Genomic DNA, 24,513 nt, shown 5'->3' on the forward strand with positions numbered 1-24,513 from the left:
AGGGAACGGGCGTTTCCGTTGCGCGTCGGGACGGTGGTTGCTGTTAACCGGAACATGCAGGTCCCGCTACGGAATCGTCGGTTCCTTCACGAGCCGGAAAACTGGTTGGCGCCCGGTCGTACGCTGGTCCGTATGACCGAGACGGGGGAGAGGCGGACCGTCGGCGGACCATGGTGGTGGAAGCGCCGGCGGAGCGCCGCGCTGGACATCTCGCTCGGCCTGGTTTCTGCCGTGGAGTGCGCGGTCCAGGGTGTCGACTTCGCAGGTGAGGCCGGGTTGCCCGCGGCTTCCGGCGTGGTTCTGGGGCTGGTGGCCGGGTCGACGCTGGTGCTCCGGCGGCGCTGGCCGATCGCCGTGGTGCTGGTGGCCATCGCGCTGACACCGGCGGAGATGGGCTTTCTGCTCGGCTTCGTCGGTCTCTACAGCCTGGCGGTCGCCGCGGACGTGCCGCGCCGGGTCACGGTGCTGCTCACGGGGATGCAGGCGGCAGCCGTCGTGATCATCACGATCGTGCGGATGCACCAGAGCATCGGCCAGGACCCCGGGTTCGACCCTCCGGCGTGGTTCATTCCGCTGATGTCCGTCCTGGTGGCGATCGGGCTGACGACGCCGCCGGTGCTGACGGGTCTGTACGTGGGTGCCCGCCGCCGCCTCGTGGAGTCGCTGCGGGAGCGCGCGGACGGCCTGGAGCGGGAGTTGGCGCTGCTCGCGGACCGGGCGGAGGAGCGCGCGGAATGGGCGCGCAGCGAGGAGCGCACGCGCATCGCCCGGGAGATGCACGACGTGGTGGCGCACCGGGTGAGTCTGATGGTGGTGCATGCGGCGGCGTTGCAGGCGGTGGCGCTGAAGGATCCGGAGAAGGCGTCGAAGAACGCGGCGCTGGTGGGCGACATGGGCCGGCAGGCGCTGACGGAGCTGCGGACGATGCTCGGGGTGCTGCGTTCGCCGGAGCGTTCGCGGGATGCCGGTGTGCGGGATGCGGGTGCCGGGGGTGCGTCGGTGCGGCTGGCCGAGTTCGCGGCGGCTGCCGCGGGGTCGGCGAAGGGCGGTCCGGGTGAGCGGGGGCGTGAGGGTGTGCCGCGACAGGCCTCGGGTGAAGGCGCCGCGGGTGCGGGCTCGGCGGCGGGGGAGGCCGCGGTCGCGGTTGCGGGGGGTGCTTCCGGTGCGGGAGACGTCTCGGCCGAGGGGCGGTCTGCCGGCGAGGGGCCGTGTCTGTCGGAGCTGGATGCCCTGGTGGGGCAGTCGCGGGAGACGGGGATGTCCGTGGATTTCTCGGTGGACGGTTCGCCGGGTGATTACGGGGCGGGTGTGGAGCAGACGGCGTTCCGTGTGGTGCAGGAGGCGCTGACGAACGTGCACAAGCATGCGGCGGGTGCTCGTACGAGGGTGCGGCTGGCGCATCGCGAGGGTGAGGTCGCGGTTCAGGTGGAGAACGAGCGGCCGGCGGACGGTGCCGGTGCGGCCGGTGCGGAGTTGCCGAGCGGTGGCAACGGGCTTGTGGGGATGAAGGAGCGGGTGACGGCGCTCGGCGGGGGGTTCGTGTCGGGGCCGACCGATGTGGGGGGTTTCCGGGTGTCGGCGGTGATTCCGGTCGGAAGGCCGCAGGCAGTGGGGCCGGACGGGGCGGCTTCGCGGTAGAGGCCTGCGGTGGCCTGCGGTGGACGCCCGCGGTGGGGCTGCCGCGGAGGGGCCGCGGCGGGGTTCCCTGTGCGGGGGCCGTGGCGGCGCGCGGGGTGTGTGCGGTCGGCTCCGGGCGGTGTGCGTCCAGCCGGCGCGAGGGGTGCGGGGCCGGGCGGTGCGCGGCTCCGGGTGCTGTGCAGGCCGGGAGGTCAGCGGGGTCCGCGTGGGCGGGCGGTGTGGACCGTTCCGGAGACGGTGGACGAGGGGTCCGGGCCGGGGCGGGCCGGGGAGCCGGTGCGTGTGCGTGCGGCGGTGGCCGCGCCCGTGCCGGGGTCGGCGGCGGTGCCCGTGCCTGTCGCGGCGTCGAGCGGTCTGGTGAGGCGTTCGGGGCGGGTGCCGGTGAGGAGCGCGGCGAGGGCGGTGTCGAAGTCCTGGCCGAGGTACCAGTCGCCGGTGTGGTCGAGGCTGTAGACGCGTGCCTCGGTGTCGATGGCGAGGAGGGCGGCGTCGGCTCCGTCGGTGCCGAGTGGGCAGATCCGGGTGCGCAGGGCGCGGCCGAGGTCGGCGAGGGTGCGGGCGGCGTGGAGGGCGTGCATGGGGTCGATGTGCACGCTGGCCGGGGCGATGTTGCGGCCGGGTCCGGTGGGGGCGATGGGCAGGTTGCCGAATTCGGCCCAGACTTCGACGGCGGCGGGGACGATGGCGTGCCGGTGGCCGCCGGGTGAGATGTGGCCGCGGAGGGCGTCGGCCCATTCCTCGGCCTGGCGGATGTCCCATCGTCCGGGTTTCCAGCCTGCGTTGCGCAGGGCGTCGTCGACGGCGACGGGGAAGCGGGTGGTGGAGGTGCGCTGGTGCGGGGGGCGGTTCACCGGGGTGCCTTTTCGCCGGTGGTTCCGGGGTCGACGGGGCGTACGCCGAAGTGGGTGAGGAGTGCGCTGCATGCCCGGCAAGGGGGTGCGTAGCGGCCGTGCAGGGGGTCGCCGTCCTCGCGGATGTGGCGGGCGGTGAGTTTGGCGTGCTTGAGGGCGCGTTTGGCTTCGCTGTGGGTGAGGGCGCGGGGTTTGGCGTTGCCTGTGCGGCGGTTGCCGCGTTTGGCGGCGCGGGCGTTCTCGGTGGTCGTGAGGTAGCGGGAGAGCAGGACCGTTTCGGGGCAGCGGCCGGTGTGGCGTGCGCGGTGTTCGGTGGTGAGGGTGTCGAGGAAGTCCTGCACGAGGGGGTGGGGTGCGGGGGGCTGGTCGCCCTTGTTGCCGGTGGAGGTGAGGGTGCGGCCGCGTACGGACAGGGCGGCGGCGACTGCGGGGAGGATGCCGTCGCGGCGTTCGTGGAGCGGGGGTGTGGTGTTGTCGGGTGCGGCGGTCCATCCGACGCGGGGGTCGTCGGGGGTGTGATTCGTGGCCGGTGCGGTGGGCGTGGCCGCTCCGGGGGCCGCTGCGGCGCCTGTTGCCGTGGGCGCGGGCGTCGCAGACGTGGGCGGTGTTGCCGGTGTTGCCGGTGTGGACGCCGGGGAATTCAGCGATGCGGTGTTCATGTGGTGGTTCCTCCCCGCACGGACCCTTCTGCCGTTTGTGTCGTGGTGTGTGCTGTGTGACGGGCCAAGTATGCAGTGTGGGGGGAGAGTCGATCATGCCAGTGGGCATGTCAGGGGGATGTGATGGTTTCCGGGGTGGGGTGAATCGGGGCTGGTTGACCGGGAATAGTGGGGTGGGCATCTGGCGTGCGTCGTTTTTCCGAGGCAGGAGTTCCGTGATGGGCCGCACCTCTCTTCGTGGTCGCAGTGATGGTGACCGACACAGTCGCACGTGTGGTCGCAGGGGGAGTCACCTCGGTGTGCGTGTCCGCCGTGCGCTGGGGGTGGCGGTGGTTGTGCCGGTGCTCGCTGTGACGGCTGTGGCCTGCAGTGGCGGGGGTGACGAGGGTGGCGGTGCGGCGAAGAAGGAGGACAACCGGGGCCGGCAGTCCGGGGGTTCCGGCGGCGGGGGAGCGGAGGAGGGTGGCGACGGCGCCGGCAGTGGTGTGCCGCCGCTGGACGAGAAGCAGTTGAACGAGGCGCTGCTCAAGACCGGTGATGTGAAGGGGTATCGGGCGCAGCGCAACAAGGAGGACGCGCTGGAGGGCCAGGGCTCGATCGAGTCGGAGGATCCCCGGTGTTCCCCGATCACCGATGTGGTGGATTCCCAGCCGGAGCGTGAGCGCGAGGCGTTCGCCAGTGGTGTGCTGATGAAAGGTTCACTCAGTACGGGCGGTGCGGTTCAGCAGGTGCTGCTCTCCTCGTACGGCGACGGGGGTGCCGTGAAGTGGTTCGGGGATCTGAAGAAGGCTTTGAGCGAGTGCGGTTCGTTCGCGGGGAAGATCGGTACGGGGGAGAGGACGCAGCTGCGGATCAAGCGGGTCGGGTCGGTAGGCGTCGGTGACGATTCGGTCCGTTTCACGATGGAGGACGTGAAGGGGAAGGACTCTCCGACGGTCTTCACCATCGTCCGCACGGGCGGCAACACGGCGTCGTTCATGTCGGTCTCGCTGTCGGACGAGCCGCAGGCGGTGGCCAAGTCGCTGGTGAAGAAGCAGCACGAGAAGCTGACGGAGGCGGCCGGCGACTAGGCGGTGCCCGGCGGACAGCCCTCAGCAGGGTTTGCGCGCGCCGGACCCGGCTTGGAAACCGGTCCGGGCATCGGCAGGGAACCGGTCGGGAAGCAGCCGGGGGACAGGCGGTCCCGGCGGCCGGAGCGGCGCCGAGTGGCCCGGCGGCGCCCGCCCCTCGCACACGGCGGGCCCGGTCGGTTCCGTCGTGTGCGAGGGGTGATCGCGATACCGGCGCCGGTGCCCCGCAGTTGGCGTACCGCATAGGCTGTCCCACGTCAGCCAGATGTTCAGCAGGGGGCTTCCGCGATGACGACAGGCCGGTCCGGGGCGGGCGCACCGCCTCACGCTCCTCCCGCTGGCTCCTCCCCCTCGCTCGGCCGGGGGGACCCCCAGGGAACTCCCGGGGCGGGGGCCGGGGGGAGTACCGCCCCGCCGAACCGGGCCTACGCCGGCCAGGTGGTGAACTTTCCCGATCCGGTGCGGGCCGCCCGGCATCCGTCGGGGGTCCGGGTGGATGAGAACGGCCTCCCCGTCTTCTCCCCGTACGCGCGTGCCGCGGCCGAGATCGCGGAGCCTCCGGAGGGCTTCGGCGGTGACGAACTGCGGCTCACGGACTACGTGTCGGCGAACGCCGCGCTGCACGCCGCGGGTCACGAGCTGTGGGCGGACCTGTCTCCGGTGGCGACTCCGCACGGCTGGACGTGGCATCACGTGGCGTACGGCCGCCGCATGGAGCTGATCCCCGTCGAGGTGAAGGTGCTGCTGCGGCATCACGGTGGACTGGCGACCGCGAGAGTCGACCACGCCAAGAGCGGCACGCGTCCGCTGCAGGAAACCAGGCCGGTGCACTTCGAGGTGCCGCATTCGGTCGCGGTGACCGAGGCGCAGGTGCTGGATGCGGAGGAGCGTCTGGGGTACCGGCTGCCGGGCGCCTACCGCGCGTTCCTGAAGGCGGCGGGCGGCTGCGCGCCGCGCGGCGTCGGGCTGGACGCCGAGTTGGGGCTGCTGGTCGACCAGCCGTTCTTCACGGTGCGGGAGGACGCGGCGGTCAACGACCTCGTGTACGTCAACAAGTGTCTGCGCGACCACTTCACGAAGGATTTCCTCGGGGTGGGTTTCGTGCAGGGTGGTCTGATCGCCGTGAAGGTCAAGGGCGAGGCCGTCGGTTCGGTGTGGTTCTGCGCCTTCGACGACGCGCGTGACCAGGACGGGTTCGACGTGCAGACGCGGTCGGAGCGACTTCTGCGGCCGTGCGGCGCCGACTTCGACGAGTTCCTGCTGCGGCTCGCGGGCAGCCCGCCGGAGTTGGAGACCGTCGCGAACCTGATGGTGGACGGCGGTTTCGCACGTGCGGTCCAGGTGTGAGGGCCTCGTTGAGAGTTGGGAAGTGAGCGCGCGATGGTGACCTTCGCACAGGCTCAGGAGCGCGCGGAGCGCTGGGTCAACGGCGACGTGCCCGCCGACCGGCACCGGGAGGTGCGGGTGCGGGAGTTCGATCTGGGCTTCGTGGCGTGGGCGGAGTCCCCCGCCGGGTCCGGGTCCGGGCCCGGCTTGGGGTCCGGGGAGGAAGGGACGCGTGCGCGGCTGGTGATAGCGCGGGACAGCGGGGAGACGACGCTGTGGCCGGCGCTGCCCGTGGGTGAGGTCATCCGCCGCTACGAGGAGGAGTACGGCTCGCCCGGCGTGCCCGCGGCCTCTCAGCGCGGTGCGTCGGCCCAGCAGCGTGTGGATCTGGAGGCGACGTCCTTCCTGCTGACGCCGCCGGACTGGCTTCAGCAGGCCGCCGACGAGATGGGCATCCCGGACCGGCGGGGCGCCGGCACGGGGGCGGCGTCCGGCACGGGAGGCGGGGCCGGCACGGGCGGTGCCGCGGCTGCCCCGGCGCCGCCGCCCGCAGGCGTCAGCCCGTGGGACGCGGCGGACACCAGCAGCTCCGGCGGCGGTGAGGCCCAGCTGCCTCCCGCCACGGTCTTCGCCCCGCCCCTCTCCGGCGGAGAGGGGTCCGCGGACGCCAGGACGGAGTTGATTCCCGAGGGCCCTCCTCTTCCGGGGACGGCGGTCTCCCCGGCGGTGGACGGCACGGACCAGCAGGGGCACGAGCAGGGCCGGCCGCCCGGCTCGGCCCAGGGCCCGGGGCAGGGCTCCGCGGTGCCGCCGCGACCGCCCCTTCCGCCCGACGCACCCCCACCGCCCCCGGGTTCGGGCGGCGGTGATTCCGGTGCCGGGGGCGATGTGCACGATGCGTCGACGATGCTGGTGGGCCCCTCGCTGGGCGGCCCCTCCGGCGTCGGCGCACCTCCGCCGCCTCCCGGTCCTCCCGGTCCTCCCGGGGCGGGCGGCACGCCGGGCGGCGCCGACGCCGACACGGGCAGAGCGGCTGCCGACGGGTCCGGTCCCTCGCGGGGGAGCGGCCCGTCCGTACCGCCGCCGCCCGGTGCTCCCGGCACACCCGGAGCCAGGCCTCCCGGCGCGGGTGGAGACGCAGCCGGAGGAGCCGGCGGGGGTTACGTGCCGACGCAGATGGTCTCCGCGGACGAGGTGGCCCGGCTGCGGGACGGTGCCGATGGTGCCGATGCCGCGCCGGGTCAGGCGGGGGGTCCGGGTGCCGGCGGTGGTGACGCCGGTTCCGGGGGAGGTGTGCATCATGCGGCGACGATGCTTGCGGGGCCCGGGCAGGGCGGTCCCGGCACGCCTCCGCCGCCCGGAGTCCCCGGCACACCCCCGCCACCAGGTGCTCCCGGCCAGGCCACGCCTCCCGGGGCTCCCGGCACGCCTCCGCCTCCGCCGCCCGCGCCGGGGCAGCCCGGGGGTCCGGGTGCCGGCGGTGGTGACGCCGGTTCCGGGGGAGGTGTGCATCATGCGGCGACGATGCTTGCGGGGCCCGGGCAGAGCGGTCCCGGCACGCCCCCGCCGCCCGGGCCTCCGCCTCCGCCGCCGGCCGCTCCCGCGGCCCCCGGAGGTCCGCCGCAGGGTTACGGCTTCCCGCAGCAGGGGCCGCCCGCCGGTCCCCCGCCCGGGGCGCCCGGCATGCCCGGCGCCGCTCCGCCCGCGTACGGCCATCAGCAGCCCGCCGGCGTGCCCACCGTGGGCCCCGGTTACATGGCGGTGCTGCGCTACCGCGCGCCCGACGGCTCGGAGCAGCAGCTGATCAGGCGCTCCGCGCCCGGAACCCCGCACCCGGAGTGGCAGATCCTGCACGAGCTGCGCAACATGAACGTGCCGCCGCAGCAAGTGGTGGAGCTGCACACGGAGTTGGAGTCCTGTGAGCTGCCCGGCGGTTACTGCGCCCGCATGATCCGCGAGACCTGGCCGCAGGTCCGTGTGACGCACACCGCGCCGTACGGGCGTGACCACGCTTCACGTCAGCAGGGCATGCGCCATCTGCTGGAGCACCAGGGCGAGTTGCACCAGGTGGCGGACGGCCCGTCGCGTCCCGCGCCGTTCCGTGTGCCGCTGCCGCCGCAGCACCAGATCCCGCCCGTGCCGCCGCTGCCGCCGGACGCCATAGGGCAGGAGCTGTTGCAGGCGTTCGGTCCGCAGGCCGTCTTCCGCTTCGACCAGCACTCCGTCTCCCGGCAGGGCGTTCCGGACATCGTGGGGCAGACGCTGGTGCGGGCCGGCCTGCCGGTGGACGTCGGCCCGTTCTTCTGGGGCCAGGTCCAGCCGGGCCGTCCCGTGCCGACACTGGCCGAGCTGGCGCAGGAGAGGGGCGTGCAGCCCGGCGCCGACGCGGGCTCGTATCTGGTCGTGGGCAACGACTTCGGCAGGCAGATGTGCGTCCAGTACGGCACCGCGCACATCGTGGCGGTGCCGCTGGAAGGCGGCCCCGAAGGGCAGCCCGCGCAGCCGCAGTTCGTCAGCACGGGGCTGCCGGAGTTCGTGCGCGCGCTCGCGCTGCTCGGCCGTATGTGGCCGCTGCGGTACGGGCTCACGCAGGAGCAGGCGGGGCGGTGGACGGTCGACTTCCAGGCACAGCTGGCAGCGCTGGATCCGGCCGCGTTCTCTTCCCCGGAGAACTGGTGGGCGGTGCTGCTGGAACAGATGTGGGACGGGCTGTTCTAGTGCGTCCCCGCCCGGCGTTCCGGCGTCCCGGGCCCGAGGAAGAGCCCGGGGTGTGCCGGCGCTTGCGCACGTCCCGCTGCGTGCCCGTCCGCGGCCTGTTGCGGCCTCCTCCGCCTCTCCGCCTGTGGAGTGCGCGCTGGGGCCGCCCGTCCCGGCGGGGCGCGTACAGGGCTGATGCTCCACCCCGTTGACCGGATCTGCTGTGGTCCGGGGGCAGTCGGGGCCGCCGGGGAAATTCAGGTGGCCCCGGCGCACCGGCCCGGTACAGTCCGGCCGTGCCCGAGCTGGAGCGGCTGTGTGCCGGACATGCCCCGGCGGTCCTGGACTTCGAGCTGGCGAATCGCGCCTACTTCGCTGCCTCGGTGCCCGACCGCGGCGACGAGTTCTTCGACCGGTTCGCCGACCGGTACAGCGCTCTGCTGGCCGAGCAGGAGTCCGGTGTCTGCGCCTTCCATGTGCTTGTCGCGGGGGACGGTGCGGTCCTGGGCCGGTTCAACCTGTACGACTTGGAGGACGGCGCCGCCGAAGTCGGCTACCGGGTCGCGCAGCATGTCGCCGGCCGCGGAGTGGCGACCGCGGCCGTCCTGGAGCTGTGCCGGCTGGCGGCGGCGCGCCACGGGCTGCGCACCCTGCGGGCGGCCACCGCACACGACAACGCCGCTTCGCAGAGGGTGCTGGTCAAGGCCGGGTTCGTCCCTGTCGGCCCGGCAGGCCCGGCCGACCTCGGCGGTAAGCCGGGCACGTGGCATCAGCGTGACCTCGACCCCCGGCGGCCGACCGCGATCTTGCCCGCGGAGCGGCCGAGAGGCGGGTGCGGCCGCCGCCGCTGATCATCCGGCCGTGAGTGCCCCCGGGGTGAGCTGACCCCGCTCACCTGCACCGAGTCCCTGTAACCGGTGACGACACTCGCCGGAGATCGAGATCGAGGTCAAGGTCAAGGTCAAGGTCTACGGCAGGGGCGCTGACACATGGCCGGCCCGTGTGGCCAACGCGCCCGTGCGCCCGCTCCGTTCACTCTTCGCGGCGGCGTCCCGTCCCGCTGCCCGTCACCCGCACGGATGGTCCGCGTCGTCAGTGAGGTGACGGGCGGCGGGATTCCTGCTGTGCGGGCATCGTCGCTGGTGCCGCGCACGATTCCGGCCGCAACGGGCCCGTCTCTTGCCCGCTCCGTGTGGCACGGCGCCGCGTTCACGGTGCGCTCGTATGGAGTGTCGCGTTATGACCGCTTCGCTCGGATCGAGAAAGATGTGCGTCCGCCGTTGAGTGTGTTGCTGAGGTAAGGGGCTCGCTATGGGTGCGTCGCCGCATGCGTTCACCGTTGTAAGGGGCCGTGGATACCGGCCCGAGCAGGTCGACAAGGCCGTCGACGGGCTGATCGGGCAGCGGGAGGAGCACCGGAGACACATCGCCGGGCTCGCCGCGCGGGAGCGCGAACTTGCCGCGGAGGCCGAGCGGTTGAAGGGCCTTGCCGAATCGCTGCCGCCGCAGACGTACGAGTCGCTCGGCGGCCGGGCCCGCCGGATGCTGTCGATGGCCGAGGCGGAGGCGGCCGATGTGAGGGCGGCTGCGGAGACGGAGGCGGAACAAGCCGCGGAGGAGGCCGAGTCGCACGCTCGCGCGGTCCGCGAGGCCGCGGAGGAGGAAGCGGAGCTGCTGCGGAGGGAAGCGGCCGCCGCGGCGGCCCGCAGCCTCGCGGCGGCGCGCAGCGAGGCGGAAGCCGTGGAGGCGGCCGCGCGCGAGGCCGCGGAGGAGACGCGCCGGGCGGCGGAGGAGGCGCTGCGGGAGACGGAGGTGCACTGTGCCGAGACCCTGGCCGGACAGGAGCGGGACCAGGCTGCCGAGTTGGAGGAGGCGGAACGCGAACTCACGGAGCGGAAGCGGGCCGTCGAGGCGTACGTCGGTGAACTGAAGGATCGGGGTGAGCAGTTGATGGAGGCCGTGCGGCGCGAACGCGAGGAGGCGGAAGAGGACGCACGGCGCTGGCAGGAAGAGGCACAGGCCCGGGGTGCGAAGCTCCATGCGGGAGCGCGGGCGCGCGAGGAGGCCGTCGAGCGGGAGACGGAGCGTGTGCTGTGGGAGCACGCCGAGCGCGCGGCGGAGATGAGGCGGCACATGGCGCGCGTGCGCAGCACGTTGGCATCGCTGACCGGACGGACGTTCGCACCCGGCGGCGAGCAGCAGGAGGGTCCGGAGCAGCAGGCGGGGGACGCGGGGCCCGGCGGGGGCAACGGGCCGGATGCGGCGTCCGCTGAGGAGTCCGCACCGTCCGAGGTGGTCACCGTTCCGGGGCAGGTCCGGGGCCGCGGACACTGAACGCCCGCCCTACGGTTGCGGGTTGCGGGGCCCGCGAGGGCGGGTGTGCCGTGCCGTGGCCCGGGTTCCACACGCCGGACCGACAGCACTCACTCCGGCAGCACGGGACTCCGAGCCCGCGCACCGGACCCGCGCACCGAGCCCGCGCTCCGACCGCCCCGCGCCGAACTGCGAACTCCCGCCCCGCGGCGCTCACTTTGGCGGACCGCGGGGCGGGGCGCGAATCGGGCGCCCTCAGGGGCGCCTCGCCCCGGCGAGCAGCCGTGCCTCTGCGGCCAGGTACTCGGTGCGAGCGCGCATCCGTGCGCGCCGGCCGCCGAGGAAGGTGACCGCCCAGCCCAGGAAGAAGCCCACGGGAACGCTGATCATGCCGCTGGTGATGAGGGGGAAGACGTCGAAGTCCCTTTCGGGGAAGAGGGACTGCGACGTGCCCGAGACGGTCGTGGAGAAGGCCGTCACCACGATCGCCGTGGCGGTGCCGCCGACGAGCGTCGCCACCAGCCCGGCGCGGGTGAAGCGCCGCCAGAAGAGGCTGTAGACCAGCGCCGGTGCGATGGCGGACCCCGCGATGCTGAAGGACAGGATGATCAGCGCCCGCAGCCCCCTGTCCTGGACGAGTACGGCCATCGCGATGGCGGGTGCGCCGACGGCGAAGGCGGCGACCCGCGCGACGAGCAGTTCGCGCCGTTGCGGGGGTTCGCCGCCGCGGGCCAGCACGTGCGCGTACAGGTCGTGCGCGAGCGAGTTGCCGCAGGCGAGGATCATTCCGGCGACGGACGAGAGCAGCGTGAGGAAGACCGCCGTCGAGACGGTGGTGAAGACGAACGTGGAGAGGGCGGCCGAGTCGGCGAGGATCGCGCGGGCCAGCTGGAGGATCGCCGTACTGCCCTCCGGGCCGCCCGCCGCGAGGACTTCGCGGCCGAGGAGTGCCGTGGCGCCGGCGCCTATGACCGCGACGAGCAGCGCGAAGACCGCCATGATCATGACGGCGTACGACATCGCACGCCGGATCTCGGGTGCGTTCCGGGCGGTGTACATGCGCATCGTCACATGGGGCAGACAGGCGGCGCCGAAGACGACGGTCAGCGAACTGGCGACCAGGTCGGCCTTGCCGATGGTGGTGGGTTCGATCAGCAGCCCGGAGCGTGCGTACGCGGAGCCGCCTCCGCTGCCGGCATTGGCGAGGGTGACGAGTTGTGAGGGGTTCCAGCCGACCTTGTCCATGACGAGCAGCGCGAGCATCAGCGATGCGCCGAAGAGCACCACCAGTTTGATGATGTGGATGAGCGCGGTGCCCTTCATCCCGCCGATCGCCGCGTAGCCGATCATCAGTCCACCGAGGGCGACGATCGTCACCGTACGGACGGAGGAGCCCTCGAAGCCCAGCACGAGCGTGACGAGATGGCCGGCGCCGGAGAGCTGGAAGACCATCAGGGGCAGCAGCGAGGCCAGGGTGACGGCGCTCGCGGCGAGGCGTACGGGGCGGCTGGAGCCTCGGTGGGTGAGGGCGTCGCCCATCGTGAACCGGCCGGCGTTGCGCAGGGGTTCGGCCAGCAGAACCATCAGCAGCAGCAGCGACAGTGCGGTGCCCAGGGCGAGCAGCAGCCCGTCGAACCCCGCGAGCGCGATGATGCCGATCGTGGACAGGACGGTGGCGGCGGAGATGTAGTCGCCGGCGATGGCGAGGCCGTTGCGCAGCGGGGCCAGGGTGCGGAAACCCGTGTAGAACTCGTCGAGGTCGTCGCGTTCGGCGCTCGTCATGATGCACAGCAGCAGCGTGACGCTGACCAGAGCGGCGAAGATCGCGAAGGAGAGGGACTGCGAACCGGCGTCCACGGAGTCCGGGTTCACCCGCCTTCCTCCTCGCTCTCGCGCCGTTCCTCGTCGGCGATGCGCACTCTGTGCGACATGGGGTCGACGGTGACGCGGGCGAAGAGCTCGTAGGTGAGGACCGTCAGCAGGGTGATGGGGAGCAGCAGCAGTCCGAGGAGGACGCCGAGGTTCACGGCGCCGAACACGGACTGTGTCATGAGCCCGGGCAGGTATGCGGTCATGGCGAGGTAGACGGTGAAGTAGCCGAGGACGGCCACGGTCATGCTGCGGCGCAGCCACTTGTAGGCGCCGCGCAGCCGTCGGAGTTCGGTGTCGGCGCGGGCCGGGACGGTCGGGGCGTGGGCCGGTGGCGGGCCGTACGAGGGGCGTGGGGGGTGGGCCGGACGGGGTGGATGTGAGGGTGAGGGCGGATACGCTCCGTAGTCGTCGAAGAACCCACGCTGTTCGCCGCGGCTGCGGGCCATGCGCGCCTCCCCTCCCGTACGGGGCCGAAACGCCCGAGGTTGACCGCACGTTACTGGCGAGTGTCGGTTCGTAGGAAGGGCCGTACGGAAATCTGTCACATTTCCAGCATCGTCACTGAAGGTCATGGCTCCGTCGCGGTGCCGCCTCCGCACCCCTAAGGGTCGCTCCGCCCGGACCCGGCCCTGCGGAATCGTCCTGGAGCAGGACGAGGGCGCCGCTCGCGGTGCATAGGCTCCTCTCACGGAGTCGGCGGGGCGCCTGACCGGCCCGGCCGGTCGGGGCCGGCTTCGGCGGCATCCGTCGCCTGGCAGGGTGGGGCAGACCCCCGCTCCGGAAGAGGCACGGGCACCATCGCGGCGCGCGTCCGCGCGCCGGGACACTCCAGGAGAACTTCACCGACGTGCGCGGCGGCACGAGGCCGCCGCGCGGTCGCACGACGGCGGGAACCGCCGGGAGCACCGGACGGGGAGAGGAACACACACCATGACAACGGCTGTAGCGGACCCAAGGAGCGGGGGCAGCGGGGCGCATGCGGCCGTTGCGGCATCCGCCCGCGGGCTGGTCAAGGCGTACGGGTCGGGCGAGACGCGGGTCGTCGCACTCGACCACGTCGACGTGGACATAGCGCGTGGCGCGTTCACCGCGATCATGGGGCCCTCGGGTTCCGGCAAGTCGACGCTGATGCACTGCCTGGCCGGCCTGGACTCGGTCAGCGAGGGGCGCATCCGGATCGGCGAGCAGGAGATCACGGGCCTGAAGGACAAGAAGCTGACGAAGCTGCGGCGGGACCGGATCGGCTTCATCTTCCAGGCGTACAACCTGCTTCCGACGCTCAACGCCCTGGAGAACATCACCCTTCCCATGGACATCGCGGGCCGCAAGCCGGACAAGGAGTGGCTGCAGACGGTCATCGCGACCGTCGGGCTCGAGGAGCGCCTCAAGCACAGGCCGACACAGCTCTCCGGCGGACAGCAGCAGCGGGTCGCCGTCGCACGTGCGCTGGCGGCACGCCCCGAGATCATCTTCGGTGACGAGCCGACCGGCAACCTCGACTCCCGTGCGGGCGCCGAGATGCTGGGGTTCCTGCGCCGTTCCGTGGACGAGCTGAGGCAGACCATCGTGATGGTCACGCACGACCCGGTGGCCGCCGCGTACGCGGACCGCGTGCTGTATCTCGCCGACGGGCGCATCGTCGACGAGATGTACCGGCCGACCGCCGAGGCCGTGCTGGACAAGATGCTGCGCCTCGCGGAGAGCACCGACCCGGAGGCGGTCGCACAGCCGGGTGCGGCCCCCGCCGCGGGCCCGGCCGGGCACCGCACCCCGGAGGGGCTGGAGGCGTTCGGCGACTTCGACGACGTCCTCGAGGACCGGGCGGACGGCAGTGCACGCGGTGCCGGCTTCGATCCCTTCGGCGCCAACGGGAGCCGGCCGTGACCGTGTTCAAGGCATCGCTGCGCAACTTCTTCGCGCACAAGGGGCGGATGGCACTCAGCGCCGTCGCCGTTCTGCTGTCCGTGGCGTTCGTGTGCGGAACGCTGGTCTTCACCGACACCATGAACACCACCTTCGACCGGCTCTTCGCCTCCACCGCGGCCGACGTGACCGTCAGTCCGAAGAAGGCCGGCGGTGGCGGCGGGGGCGGCCAGGGCCCCCGCCCGGCCACGCCGCGCACCCTGCCGGCGTCGGCGCTGGAGAAGGCGCGGGAGGCGGAGGGCGCCGAGTCCGTGGAAGGCGTCGTCTCCAGCGAGCAGGTCACCGTCGTCGACGGCGACGACAAGAACATCGGCTCCACCACCGGCGCGCCCACCATCGCCGCCAACTGGACGTCTGACGACCGCAGGACGATGAAGGTCACCTCGGGGCACGCCCCGCGCGATGCGTCCGAGGTCATGGTCGACGCGGACACCGCCGAGAAGCGCGGGCTGAAGATCGGCGACGAGTTGCGGACCATCGCCGCCACCGGCGACTTCTCCGCACGGATCTCCGGTATCGCCACGTTCCAGGTCACCAACCCGGGTGCCGCGATCGTCTACTTCGACACCGGGACCGCCCAGCGGCAGCTGCTCGGCGGCACCGGCTCGTACACGGGCATCGCGGTCACCGCCGAACAGGGCGTCACGCATGCCCTGTTGAAGAAGAACGTGACCGCGGCGCTGGGGGCGGGCGAGTACAAGTACCAGACCCAGAAGGAGGCCGCGGACTCCGGCCGGGAGGAGGTCGCCTCCTTCCTGGACGTGATGAAGTACGCCCTGCTCGGCTTCGCGGGCATCGCGCTGCTGGTGGGCATCTTCCTCATCGTCAACACCTTCTCGATGCTGGTCGCGCAGCGCACTCGTGAGATCGGCCTGATGAGGGCCATCGGGTCGAGCCGCCGGCAGGTCAACAGGTCGGTGCTGATCGAGGCGTTGCTGCTGGGCGTCGTGGGTTCCGTGCTGGGCGTCGGAGCCGGAGTGGGCCTGGCGGTGGGGCTGATGGAGCTCATGGGCCTGCTCGGCATGAACCTGAGCACGTCCGAGCTGACCATCGCGTGGACCACGCCCGTCACCGGGCTCGTCCTGGGCGTCCTGGTCACGGTGCTCGCGGCGTATCTCCCGGCCCGCCGCGCCGGCCGGGTCTCCCCGATGGCGGCCCTGCGGGACGCGGGCACCCCCGCGGACGGCAGGGCGGGAGCGGTGCGCGCGGTCCTGGGCATCCTGCTCACGGGCGGCGGCGGCGCCTGCCTGTACGCGGCGACGCAGGCGGAGAAGGCGGACCAGGGGTCGGTGTACCTCGGTGCGGGCGTCGTTCTCACGCTGGTCGGGTTCGTCGTCTTCGGGCCGGTCCTCGCGGGTGTGCTGGTGCGGGTGCTGTCGGTCGTGACGCTGCGGCCGTTCGGCGGCCGGGTGGGACGCCTGGCCGAGCGGAACGCGCTGCGCAACCCCCGCCGTACGGGCGCCACCGCCGCGGCCCTGATGATCGGGCTGGCGCTCGTCGCGTCGCTGTCGGTCGTGGGCTCCTCGATGGTCGCCTCGGCGACGCGGGAGCTGGACCGCTCCGTCGGCGCGGACTTCATCGTCCAGTCCGACACCGGCCAGCCGATCACTCCCGCCGTGGAGAAGAAGCTGAAGGCTTCGAAGTCCCTGAAGACGGTGACGTCCTACAAGATGGTCGCCGCCCGCATCACCACTCCGGACGGCAAGGCGGGGAACGAGCAGCTCGTCGCGACGGACCCCTCGTACATGAAGGACCTGCGCCGTGAGGTGCAGTCCGGCGACCTGAGCGGGGCGTACAGCCGCGACTCCATGTCGGTCGGCGCGACCTACGCGAAGGAACACGGCGTCAGCACCGGCGACGAGCTGAAAGTCGCCTTCGCGGACGGCCGCACGGCGAAGCTCACCGTCGCCGCGGTCACCAAGGAGGAGACCGGCGTCGACAAGGGCGCCATGTACACCGCCATCGACACCGCGCGACGCCATCTCCCCGAGGACCGGGTGCCGCCCACCGTGATGATGTTCGGGTCGGCGCAGAACGGCGAGGAGGACGCCGCCTACGCGGCGCTGAAGAAGGAGCTGAAGCCCTACCCGCAGTATCAGGTGCGCGACCAGGCCGACTTCAAGGAGACCCTGCAGGACCAGGTGGGGCAGATGCTCAACATGGTCTACGGGCTGCTGGCGCTGGCGATCATCGTGGCGGTGCTGGGGGTGGTGAACACGCTCGCGCTCTCCGTCGTCGAACGCACCCGCGAGATCGGCCTGATGAGGGCCATCGGCCTCGCGCGGCGTCAGCTGCGGCGCATGATCCGCCTGGAGTCGGTCGTCATCGCGCTCTTCGGCGCCATGCTCGGGCTCGGCCTGGGAATGTGCTGGGGCGCGGCCGCGCAGAAGCTGCTGGCGCTGGAGGGGCTGAACGTTCTGGAGATCCCCTGGCCGACGATCGGTGCCGTCTTCGTCGGCTCGGCCCTGGTGGGCCTGGTGGCGGCGCTGGTCCCGGCGTTCCGGGCCGGCCGGATGAACGTGCTGAACGCGATCGCGACGGAATGACGCGGACGGGGCCGGGGCCGGGGCCGGGCTTCGGCTCGGCCCCGGCCTCCGACGGCGCCGCGCCTGCTCGGCCTCGGCTCCGCGCGGGCTCGGCCTCGGCTCCGCGCGGGCTCGGCCCCCGGCTCGTCAACGGCCCTGCGGGCACCGGCTCCTTCCGTTCCCGGCCGGAGCCGGGGTGTCGTCGTCACCGACCCCTTCCCGGGCACCGTCACCTCGTCGCCTCATCACCGGCCGTCACTGGAGCTGGTCCGCCGCGGGGCAGGGGAGGGGCGCCGCTACGGCGATGGCGCGACGCTGATCGGATTGCCCGTGTTTCATGCGTTTCTTCCCATATGACCGCTCAATACTGATTCGGCCCGGCATCCGCCGGGTTCGAATCGGAAAGAGAGGTTCAAATGGGAAAGAACCGGGTTCTCGGCGTGGGTGCGCTGACACTGGCCCTGGTGGCCGGGGGCGGCTGGGCCGCGCAGGCCGAGACGGCACCCGCCAAAAAGCCTGCGGGTCACGGCAAGATCCACGGCTATGAGGTCGTACGGCTGGCCAACCAGAACGTGCCCAACTTCCAGCGCAGGACCGTGATGTGCCCCAAGGGCAAGAAGGTCCTCGGCGGCGGTGCGGAGGCCCGCGGCAACGAGGCGATCCTGGTCGGCAGCTTCCCCACGGACGACAACAGGGGCTGGATCGGTCTCGGACGGCAGCCGGGCAACTCCACGGTCGGCATCAGCGTCTTCGCGATCTGCGCCTACCCGCGCTGACGCCGGCCGCTGCTGACCGCTGCTGACCGCCGCTGATCAGGATCGGGCGGCGAGTGCACGCGTGAGTGCACGAGCTGTGACTGAACGTTCGCACCGGCACCGGCCGCCCGGCCGGACCCACCAGGTCACCGGGCCGCCGGTGCCTGCTGCTGCGGGGCACCGCAGACCCCCGGGCCCGGGCCGTGAGCAGGCCGGAGGGGCATCGCGGCCACGTCCGTCGGCGGGCCGCCGTAGGCTTGGAATCCCCCGGAACGTCCGCGCCGCGCCGTTGCGGGGCTACTCGCGTTGCCCACCCCCCGACGGGAAGCCACCCCAGATGAGTCTCACCGGACTGCTCGACGCTCTCTCGCGCGACCCCGCGCTGACGGAAGCCGTCGAGGCCGCCGCCGACGGCAACCGGCACCACGTCGACCTCGTCGGCCCCGCCGCTGCCCGGCCCTTCGCGGTGGCCGCGCTCGCCAGGTCGGCCGGCCGTCCGGTGCTGGCCGTGACCGCAACGGGCCGCGAGGCGGAGGATCTGACGGAGTCCCTGCGTTCCCTGCTGCCGCCCGAGACCGTCGTGGAGTACCCGTCGTGGGAGACGCTGCCGCACGAGCGTCTCTCGCCCCGCTCCGACACCGTCGGACGCCGCCTCGCCGTGCTGCGCCGCCTGGCCCACCCCGACGACGCGGGCGACACGGGCACGGGCCCGGTCAGCGTGGTCGTCGCGCCCGTAAGGGCCGTGCTCCAGCCGCAGGTCAAGGGCCTGGGGGACCTGGAGCCGGTTGCCCTGCGGCAGGGGCAGAGCTGTGACATGGAGGAGGTCGTGGACGCGCTGGCCGCGGCCGCCTACTCCCGGGTGGAGCTGGTCGAGAAGCGCGGCGAGTTCGCCGTCCGGGGCGGCATCCTCGACGTCTTCCCGCCCACCGAGGAGCATCCGCTGCGCGTGGAGTTCTGGGGCGACGAGGTCGAGGAGGTCCGCTACTTCCGCGTCGCCGACCAGCGTTCGCTGGAGGCCGCCGAGCACGGGCTGTGGGCGCCGCCGTGCCGCGAGCTGCTCCTGACGGACGACGTGCGGCAGCGGGCCGCCGCCCTTGCCGAGAAGCACCCCGAGCTCGGCGAGCTGCTGGGGAAGATCACCGAGGGCATCGCCGTCGAGGGCATGGAGTCCCTCGCGCCCGTCCTCGTCGACGACATGGAACTCCTGCTCGACGTCGTGCCCAAGGGGACGATGGCGCTGGTGTGCGACCCGGAGCGGGTGCGCACGCGGGCGGCGGACCTGGTGGCCACCTCGCAGGAGTTCCTCCAGGCGTCCTGGAGCGCCACCGCGATGTCCGACAGCGCCGAGGCTCCCGTGGACCTCGGTGCGGCGTCGCTGTGGGGCATCGCCGACCTGCGCGAGCACGCCCGCGAGCTGGGGATGATGTGGTGGTCCGTCAGCCCCTTCAGCCCCGGAGCCGCCTCCGGGAGCGACGTCCCCGAGGGCGGCGCGCAGGAGGACGACGACGGCGCCGACGTCCTTCGGCTGGGCATGCGCGCCCCCGAGAGCTACCGCGGGGACACCGCTCGCGCCCTCGCCGACACCAAGGAGTGGCTGTCGGCGGGCTGGCGGTGCGTGTACGTCACCGAGGCCCACGGGCCGGCGGTCCGCACGGTCGAGGTCCTCAGCGGCGAGGGCATCGCCGCCCGGCAGGAGGCCGACCTGGCGGAGATCGCCCCCTCGGTGGTGCACGTGGCGCGCGGCAGCCTCGACAACGGCTTCATCGCACCGGAGCTGAAGCTCGCGGTGCTCACCGAGACCGACCTGTCGGGGCAGCGGGCCGCGGGCCGCGAGGCCGCCCGCATGCCGGTACGGCGCCGGAAGCAGATCGACCCGCTCACGCTCGTCCCCGGCGACTACATCGTCCACGAGCAGCACGGCGTGGGCCGCTACGTCGAGATGGTCCAGCGCACCGTGCAGGGCGCCACACGCGAATATCTGCTGGTGGAGTACGCGCCCGCCAAGCGCGGCCAGCCCGGCGACCGCCTCTTCGTGCCCACGGACCAGCTGGAGCAGGTCACCAAGTACGTCGGCGGCGAGCAGCCCTCGCTGCACCGCCTCGGCGGTGCCGACTGGACGAAGACGAAGGCCCGGGCGAAGAAGGCCGTCAAGGAGATCGCGGCCGATCTGATCAGGCTGTACTCGGCGCGCATGGCGGCCCCCGGCCACAGCTTCGGAGCGGACTCCCCCTGGCAGCGCGAACTGGAGGACGCCTTCCCGTACGCCGAGACGCCGGACCAGCTGACCACCATCGGCGAGGTCAAGGAGGACATGGAGAAGTCCGTCCCGATGGACCGGCTCATCTGCGGCGACGTCGGCTACGGCAAGACTGAGATCGCGGTGCGGGCGGCGTTCAAGGCCGTGCAGGACGGCAAGCAGGTCGCGGTGCTCGTGCCGACGACGCTCCTGGTCCAGCAGCACTTCTCCACCTTCTCCGAGCGCTACGGGCAGTTCCCCGTCAACGTGCGGGCGCTGTCCCGCTTCCAGACCGAGGCCGAGGCGCGGGCGGTCGTCGACGGCCTGCGGGAGGGCACGGTCGACGTCGTCATCGGCACGCACCGGCTCTTCTCCTCCGACACCAAGTTCAAGGACCTGGGGCTGCTCATCGTCGACGAGGAGCAGCGCTTCGGCGTCGAGCACAAGGAGCAGCTGAAGAAGCTGCGGGCGAACGTCGATGTGCTGAGCATGTCCGCCACACCCATCCCGCGCACCCTGGAGATGGCCGTGACCGGCATCCGCGAGATGTCGACGATCACGACTCCGCCCGAGGAACGGCATCCGGTGCTGACGTTCGTCGGCCCGTACGAGGAGAAGCAGATCGGTGCCGCCATCCGCCGTGAACTGCTGCGCGAGGGCCAGGTCTTCTACATCCACAACCGTGTGGAGTCCATCGAGCGTGCCGCGGCGAGGCTGCGTCAGATCGTGCCCGAGGCGCGGATCGCCACTGCGCACGGGCAGATGTCGGAGCAGACGCTGGAGCAGGTCGTCGTGGACTTCTGGGAGAAGAAGTCCGATGTGCTGGTGGCCACGACCATCGTCGAGAACGGCATCGACATCTCCAACGCCAACACCCTCATCGTCGAACGCGGCGACAACTTCGGCCTGTCACAGCTCCATCAGCTGCGCGGCCGCGTCGGCCGGGGACGTGAGAGGGGCTACGCCTACTTCCTGTACCCGCCCGAGAAGCCCCTGACGGAGACGGCGCACGAGCGCCTCGCCACGATCGCCCAGCACACCGAGATGGGTGCGGGCATGTACGTCGCCATGAAGGACCTGGAGATCCGCGGAGCCGGCAACCTCCTCGGAGGCGAGCAGTCCGGCCACATCGCGGGCGTCGGCTTCGACCTGTACGTCCGCATGGTCGGCGAGGCCGTCGCCGACTACCGCAACGCGCTGGAGCAGGGCGGCGAGGTGGAGGAGGCGCCGCTGGAGGTCAAGATCGAGCTGCCGGTCGACGCCCACGTGCCGCACGACTACGCACCGGGCGAGCGGCTGCGCCTCCAGGCGTACCGGGCCATCGCCTCCGCCAACTCCGAGGAGGACATCGCCGCCGTACGGGAGGAACTGGCCGACCGTTACGGGCCGTTGCCGGAGCCGGTGGAGAACCTGCTGCTGGTGGCGGGGCTGCGCATGCTGGCGCGCTCCTGCGGCGTCACCGACATCACGCTCCAGGGCAGCAACGTGCGCTTCACCCCCGTCGAGTTGCGCGAGTCGCAGGAGCTGCGCCTCAAGCGCGTCTACCCGGGGTCGGTCATCAAGAAGGCGACGCGTCAGGTGCTGGTGCCGCGGCCCAAGCCGGGCGGCATCGGCGGCAAGCCCCTCGTGGGGCGCGAACTGCTGGCATGGGTGGGGGAGTTCCTCACGGCGGTGCCGGGGGCGTGACGCGGGGCGGCCGACCGTCGCGGAATGCGGCCGGCCGCCCGTCCGCGCGTCAGGGGTGTTCGAAGCCGACCTCGGGGTTGGCCGGTGAGGGACCGTTCAGCAGCGGCTGCGGAATGCCGCGCAACTGCCGGTCGAAGAAGGCGCCGACGTAGTCGCGGGTGATCTGGCCGGAACGGTCGCCGGGCAGCGGGGCGTCGGGGTCGGTCATGCCCAACTGGGCGCCGAGAACGGGCAGATCGATGAAGGTGAAGTGGCCGGCGCCGGTGACCGTCAGCCACCGCTTCCAGCCGTCGAGGCGGGCCCAGCCACGGTCCCAGCTCTCGTCCTCGCCGCCGGGGCTGTGACCGGAGGCCGTGCCGAGCAGCAGGAAGGGCCTGCCGTGCAGCCCGCGTCGCGGTAGGGGCGCGAAGAAGGTGCCGTCCATGTTCACCCCCGCGCGTACGCGCGGGTCGTCGGCCATGACCTGCGCCGCGGCGTTGCCGCCGATGGAGTGCCCGGCCGCGCCGATACGGCGCCCGTCGATCAGCCGTGCATGCCGCCATGCGGGGCGGGGTCCGGTCAGCCGGTCGAGGACGAAGGAGATGTCGGCGGAGCGGCCTCGCGCAACCTTCGCCATTACCGCCGCCGACTCCGCTCCGTCCGGCACCTGTTCGACGGCCTCGCACGCGGCGCACGCCGTGAAGCGGCCGCCGGGGAAGGATGTGCCGTAGGACTCGTGGGCGTGGTCGAGCACGGCGACGACGTAGCCGCGGCCGGCCAGTTCCTCCGCGAGCACGCTCAGCGTGCCCCGCTGGAGGGTGAAGCCGGGGGAGAGGACGACGAGCGGATGCCGTCCGGGCGCGGGCCGCGCGCCTGGACGGGCGTTGGTGCGCACCGACGTCAGCGTCTCCGCCGGCACCTTGTCCGCGAGCTTCTGGCCCTCCAGCAGCGCCTTCGCCTCCGGCTCCGTCATGTACGGGGCTCTGTGTCGGTCCGTGCCGTGCCGCGCCAGGTGCAGCGTCGGGTGACGCGTGGGGTAGTACATCGACACCATCAGTTCCCGCGCACCGGTCTCGGGCAGCCACGGGTCGGGGCGGGAGCCGTCGACGAGATGCAGGACGTCCCGGCCCACGCCGTACGGTCCCGAAGGGGGTGGCAGCTCCAGCCCGGACTGCGCTGCACGGACGGGCGGTTGGCGTGCTGTCGCGCTCTCGGGCGCCGCGGGGGTGCTCGTCTCTGCCGCCGAGGCGGCACCGACGAACCGTCCGGCAGCGACGGCGTCCGCGGAGGTGACGGCGGGCAGAGGCAGGGCGAGCGCAAGAACGGCGGAGGCGAGGACCGCTGGACGTCGGGTGCGTGTGATGGGCATGGCAGGGACGCTATGGAACGGGCCGCGGCGCCGACATCCGGCAGCCCCCTGAATCAGCGTCCGGCGGGCCCCCGCCCGAGTCCTCCGGCAGGCTCCTGAACCGGTGTGGGACAGCTGGGGGTTGACAGGGGCGTTCTCCTCGGGGTGCTCGCCGGGAGTTCGATTCCGGAGTGCAACATCCTCAACGTGGCCGACCGGTTCCGCTCCGGCTGAGTTGTTCGGCCTTGACGCCGCTACGTCACCGTGTGCGGGCCCGTTCGTCGTCGGCGCACGCGGCCTGCGTCTCCAACGGCTGCCCGCCGCCGGGCCGTTGCGGCGGTGCCGGCCAGTGCGGCGTTGACCCGTGCCGCGCCGCGGAGGGGGCCGGGGTGCCCGGTGCTTCGCGGGACGGCTCCGGCGCGTACAGCCATCGCAGGCGCGGCTGCACCACCGGCTTCGTCACCCGCCGTACCCACGGTGAGGCCAGCGCGGCGGCGAGGGCACCGCCCAGGACGAGGAGGGCGGTCTGCTCCGGCCACGGGCCCACCCACCCCAGGCCGCCGAAGCGGAAGAAGACTCTCAGGACCAGCGGGTGGAGCAGATATATGTAGAGACCGCCCGCGCCCAGGTACGTCACCACGGGCAGCCGCCGTTTCGGCACGAGCCGGATGAAGCTCAGCGCGATCAGCATTCCGCACAGCAGCACCGTGCCGCGCAGACCCCACGCCCATGCCGGGGCGAACGACACCGTCTCCCCGTACGGCGCGTTCATGGCGAGCCAGCCCACGTCGATGTCGTGCCGCAGGAACCAGCACGCCGTCGCCGTCACCGCGAGCACCCCGGCTGCCGCCTCCCGGCTGCGGGCCGTGTGCAGGAGCTGGTCCGCCAGGCCCTGGCGCAACTGCCGGCCGAGGAGGAAGAAGGGGAGGAAGGCAACCGTGCGGGAGGCGGAGAAGGTGTGAGTGAAGCCGTCGAGGTGGCCGACCGCGAGCGCCGCGGCCATGGCGGCCGACAGCGGGTACCGCAGCACCGCCAGGTACGGCAGCAGCATCCGCCACACGAACAGTGACAGCAGGAACCACAGCCCCCATGCGGGTTCGGAGGTGAAGAACTTCCAGTTCCCGTACAGCAGCCGGATCTGTGCCGTGTGCAGCAAAGAGATGAGCAGGTACGGGGCGAGCACCGATTCGGTCAGCTGCCGCAGCTCCCGCCGCCCGAGGGGCCCGGCACTGCTGAAGTAGCCGGCCACGATGACGAACACGGGTACACGCATCGCCCAGCTGGTGACGTAGAGCCACCGCAGCCCGTCGAGGTGTGCGATCGGTTCGATCAGATGCCCGGTGAGGACGAGCGTGCCCGAGAGGAATCTGACGTTGTCCCAGTGCGGGTCGCGAACCTTGCGTGCGGGCGGCGGAGTCCGGGCGCTGCCGGCTGAAGCGGCCGTCTGCCGCTTCGTGCTCCGGTGTGTGCCTCTCCCCGTATCGACGAGGTCCCCCTCCCGCTTCATCGCCGGTGATCGTGCAGCCCCTCCGGCGTGACGCTACGGCGGCCGCTCCGCGGCGGCGTGGACCCGGTGTGAGCCGCGGGTGAACAGGAGGCCACGGGAAGTCGCAGTGGTGCGGGCGCGGTTGGGGC

15 protein-coding genes and 1 pseudogene are annotated in these 24,513 nt (G+C 72.4%); 10 read left to right on the forward strand and 6 right to left on the reverse strand.

Features of this window, described 5'->3' with window-relative positions; all coding sequences use genetic code 11:
• The first annotated feature begins 132 nt into the window (after positions 1-132).
• Complete coding sequence (locus tag H180DRAFT_RS02915; RefSeq protein WP_055484311.1) at positions 133-1,638, forward strand: histidine kinase; 1,506 nt, start codon at positions 133-135, stop codon at positions 1,636-1,638.
• Between the two features lie 356 nt (positions 1,639-1,994).
• Here the strand turns inward: H180DRAFT_RS02915 and H180DRAFT_RS02920 are convergent.
• Positions 1,995-2,561 (reverse strand): annotated as a pseudogene (locus H180DRAFT_RS02920) (SUKH-3 domain-containing protein); the annotation flags it as partial.
• Entirely contained in the window at positions 2,486-3,148 is a 663-nt protein-coding gene (locus tag H180DRAFT_RS02925; RefSeq protein ID WP_079099781.1) for a YwqJ-related putative deaminase, read from the reverse strand. The pseudogene H180DRAFT_RS02920 and the gene H180DRAFT_RS02925, both read right to left, overlap by 76 nt.
• A 299-nt stretch (positions 3,149-3,447) precedes the next feature.
• Between H180DRAFT_RS02925 and H180DRAFT_RS02930 the strand changes: the two genes are divergently transcribed.
• From H180DRAFT_RS02930 to H180DRAFT_RS02950, 5 genes are all read left to right on the forward strand, one after another.
• Entirely contained in the window at positions 3,448-4,218 is a 771-nt protein-coding gene (locus H180DRAFT_RS02930) for a hypothetical protein (protein WP_055484312.1), read from the forward strand.
• A 288-nt stretch (positions 4,219-4,506) separates the two neighbouring features.
• Positions 4,507-5,565, forward strand: coding sequence for an SMI1/KNR4 family protein (locus H180DRAFT_RS02935; protein ID WP_079099782.1), 1,059 nt, complete (start codon positions 4,507-4,509; stop codon positions 5,563-5,565).
• 33 nt (positions 5,566-5,598) lie between these two features.
• Positions 5,599-8,262 carry an SUKH-4 family immunity protein gene (locus tag H180DRAFT_RS02940; protein WP_055484314.1) on the forward strand — a complete coding sequence of 888 codons (2,664 nt, stop codon included), beginning with the start codon at positions 5,599-5,601 and terminating at the stop codon, positions 8,260-8,262.
• A gap of 275 nt (positions 8,263-8,537) precedes the next feature.
• The gene (locus H180DRAFT_RS02945) at positions 8,538-9,092 is read left to right on the forward strand and encodes a GNAT family N-acetyltransferase (protein WP_055484315.1); all 555 of its coding nucleotides are present in this window, start codon (positions 8,538-8,540) and stop codon (positions 9,090-9,092) included.
• A gap of 460 nt (positions 9,093-9,552) precedes the next feature.
• A complete protein-coding gene (locus H180DRAFT_RS02950; RefSeq protein ID WP_074466573.1) occupies positions 9,553-10,575 on the forward strand; it encodes a hypothetical protein in 1,023 nt (340 codons plus the stop codon).
• Between the two features lie 234 nt (positions 10,576-10,809).
• On the opposite strand, the gene H180DRAFT_RS02955 is transcribed toward H180DRAFT_RS02950, so the two are convergent.
• Together H180DRAFT_RS02955 and H180DRAFT_RS02960 are read right to left on the reverse strand one after the other, a co-directional pair.
• Entirely contained in the window at positions 10,810-12,426 is a 1,617-nt protein-coding gene (locus H180DRAFT_RS02955) for a sodium/solute symporter (protein ID WP_055484316.1), read from the reverse strand.
• On the reverse strand, positions 12,423-12,872 hold the full coding sequence (locus H180DRAFT_RS02960; RefSeq protein WP_055484317.1) for a DUF485 domain-containing protein: 450 nt from the start codon (positions 12,870-12,872) through the stop codon (positions 12,423-12,425). Before H180DRAFT_RS02960 ends, H180DRAFT_RS02955 begins: the two co-directional genes overlap by 4 nt.
• Before the next feature lie 484 nt (positions 12,873-13,356).
• Between H180DRAFT_RS02960 and H180DRAFT_RS02965 the strand changes: the two genes are divergently transcribed.
• From H180DRAFT_RS02965 to mfd, 4 genes are all read left to right on the forward strand, one after another.
• Positions 13,357-14,310 (forward strand): ABC transporter ATP-binding protein, encoded by a 954-nt coding sequence (locus tag H180DRAFT_RS02965; protein ID WP_079099784.1) that lies wholly within the window; start codon positions 13,357-13,359, stop codon positions 14,308-14,310.
• Positions 14,307-16,895 carry an ABC transporter permease gene (locus tag H180DRAFT_RS02970; RefSeq protein ID WP_055484318.1) on the forward strand — a complete coding sequence of 863 codons (2,589 nt, stop codon included), beginning with the start codon at positions 14,307-14,309 and terminating at the stop codon, positions 16,893-16,895. Before H180DRAFT_RS02965 ends, H180DRAFT_RS02970 begins: the two co-directional genes overlap by 4 nt.
• A 395-nt stretch (positions 16,896-17,290) precedes the next feature.
• Entirely contained in the window at positions 17,291-17,650 is a 360-nt protein-coding gene (locus H180DRAFT_RS02975; RefSeq protein ID WP_055484319.1) for a hypothetical protein, read from the forward strand.
• A 316-nt stretch (positions 17,651-17,966) separates the two neighbouring features.
• Positions 17,967-21,551: a transcription-repair coupling factor gene (mfd, locus tag H180DRAFT_RS02980; protein ID WP_055484320.1), complete on the forward strand. Its 3,585-nt coding sequence runs from the start codon at positions 17,967-17,969 to the stop codon at positions 21,549-21,551.
• 49 nt (positions 21,552-21,600) lie between these two features.
• Here mfd and H180DRAFT_RS02985 read toward each other — a convergent pair whose 3' ends face one another.
• Entirely contained in the window at positions 21,601-22,899 is a 1,299-nt protein-coding gene (locus H180DRAFT_RS02985; RefSeq protein WP_055484321.1) for an alpha/beta hydrolase family protein, read from the reverse strand.
• A gap of 238 nt (positions 22,900-23,137) precedes the next feature.
• Positions 23,138-24,385 carry an acyltransferase family protein gene (locus H180DRAFT_RS02990; RefSeq protein ID WP_074466574.1) on the reverse strand — a complete coding sequence of 416 codons (1,248 nt, stop codon included), beginning with the start codon at positions 24,383-24,385 and terminating at the stop codon, positions 23,138-23,140.
• Between the last annotated feature and the right edge of the window lie 128 nt (positions 24,386-24,513).

The sequence above is a fragment of the Streptomyces sp. WMMB 322 genome, assembly GCF_900090145.1.
GTDB lineage: Bacteria > Actinomycetota > Actinomycetes > Streptomycetales > Streptomycetaceae > Streptomyces.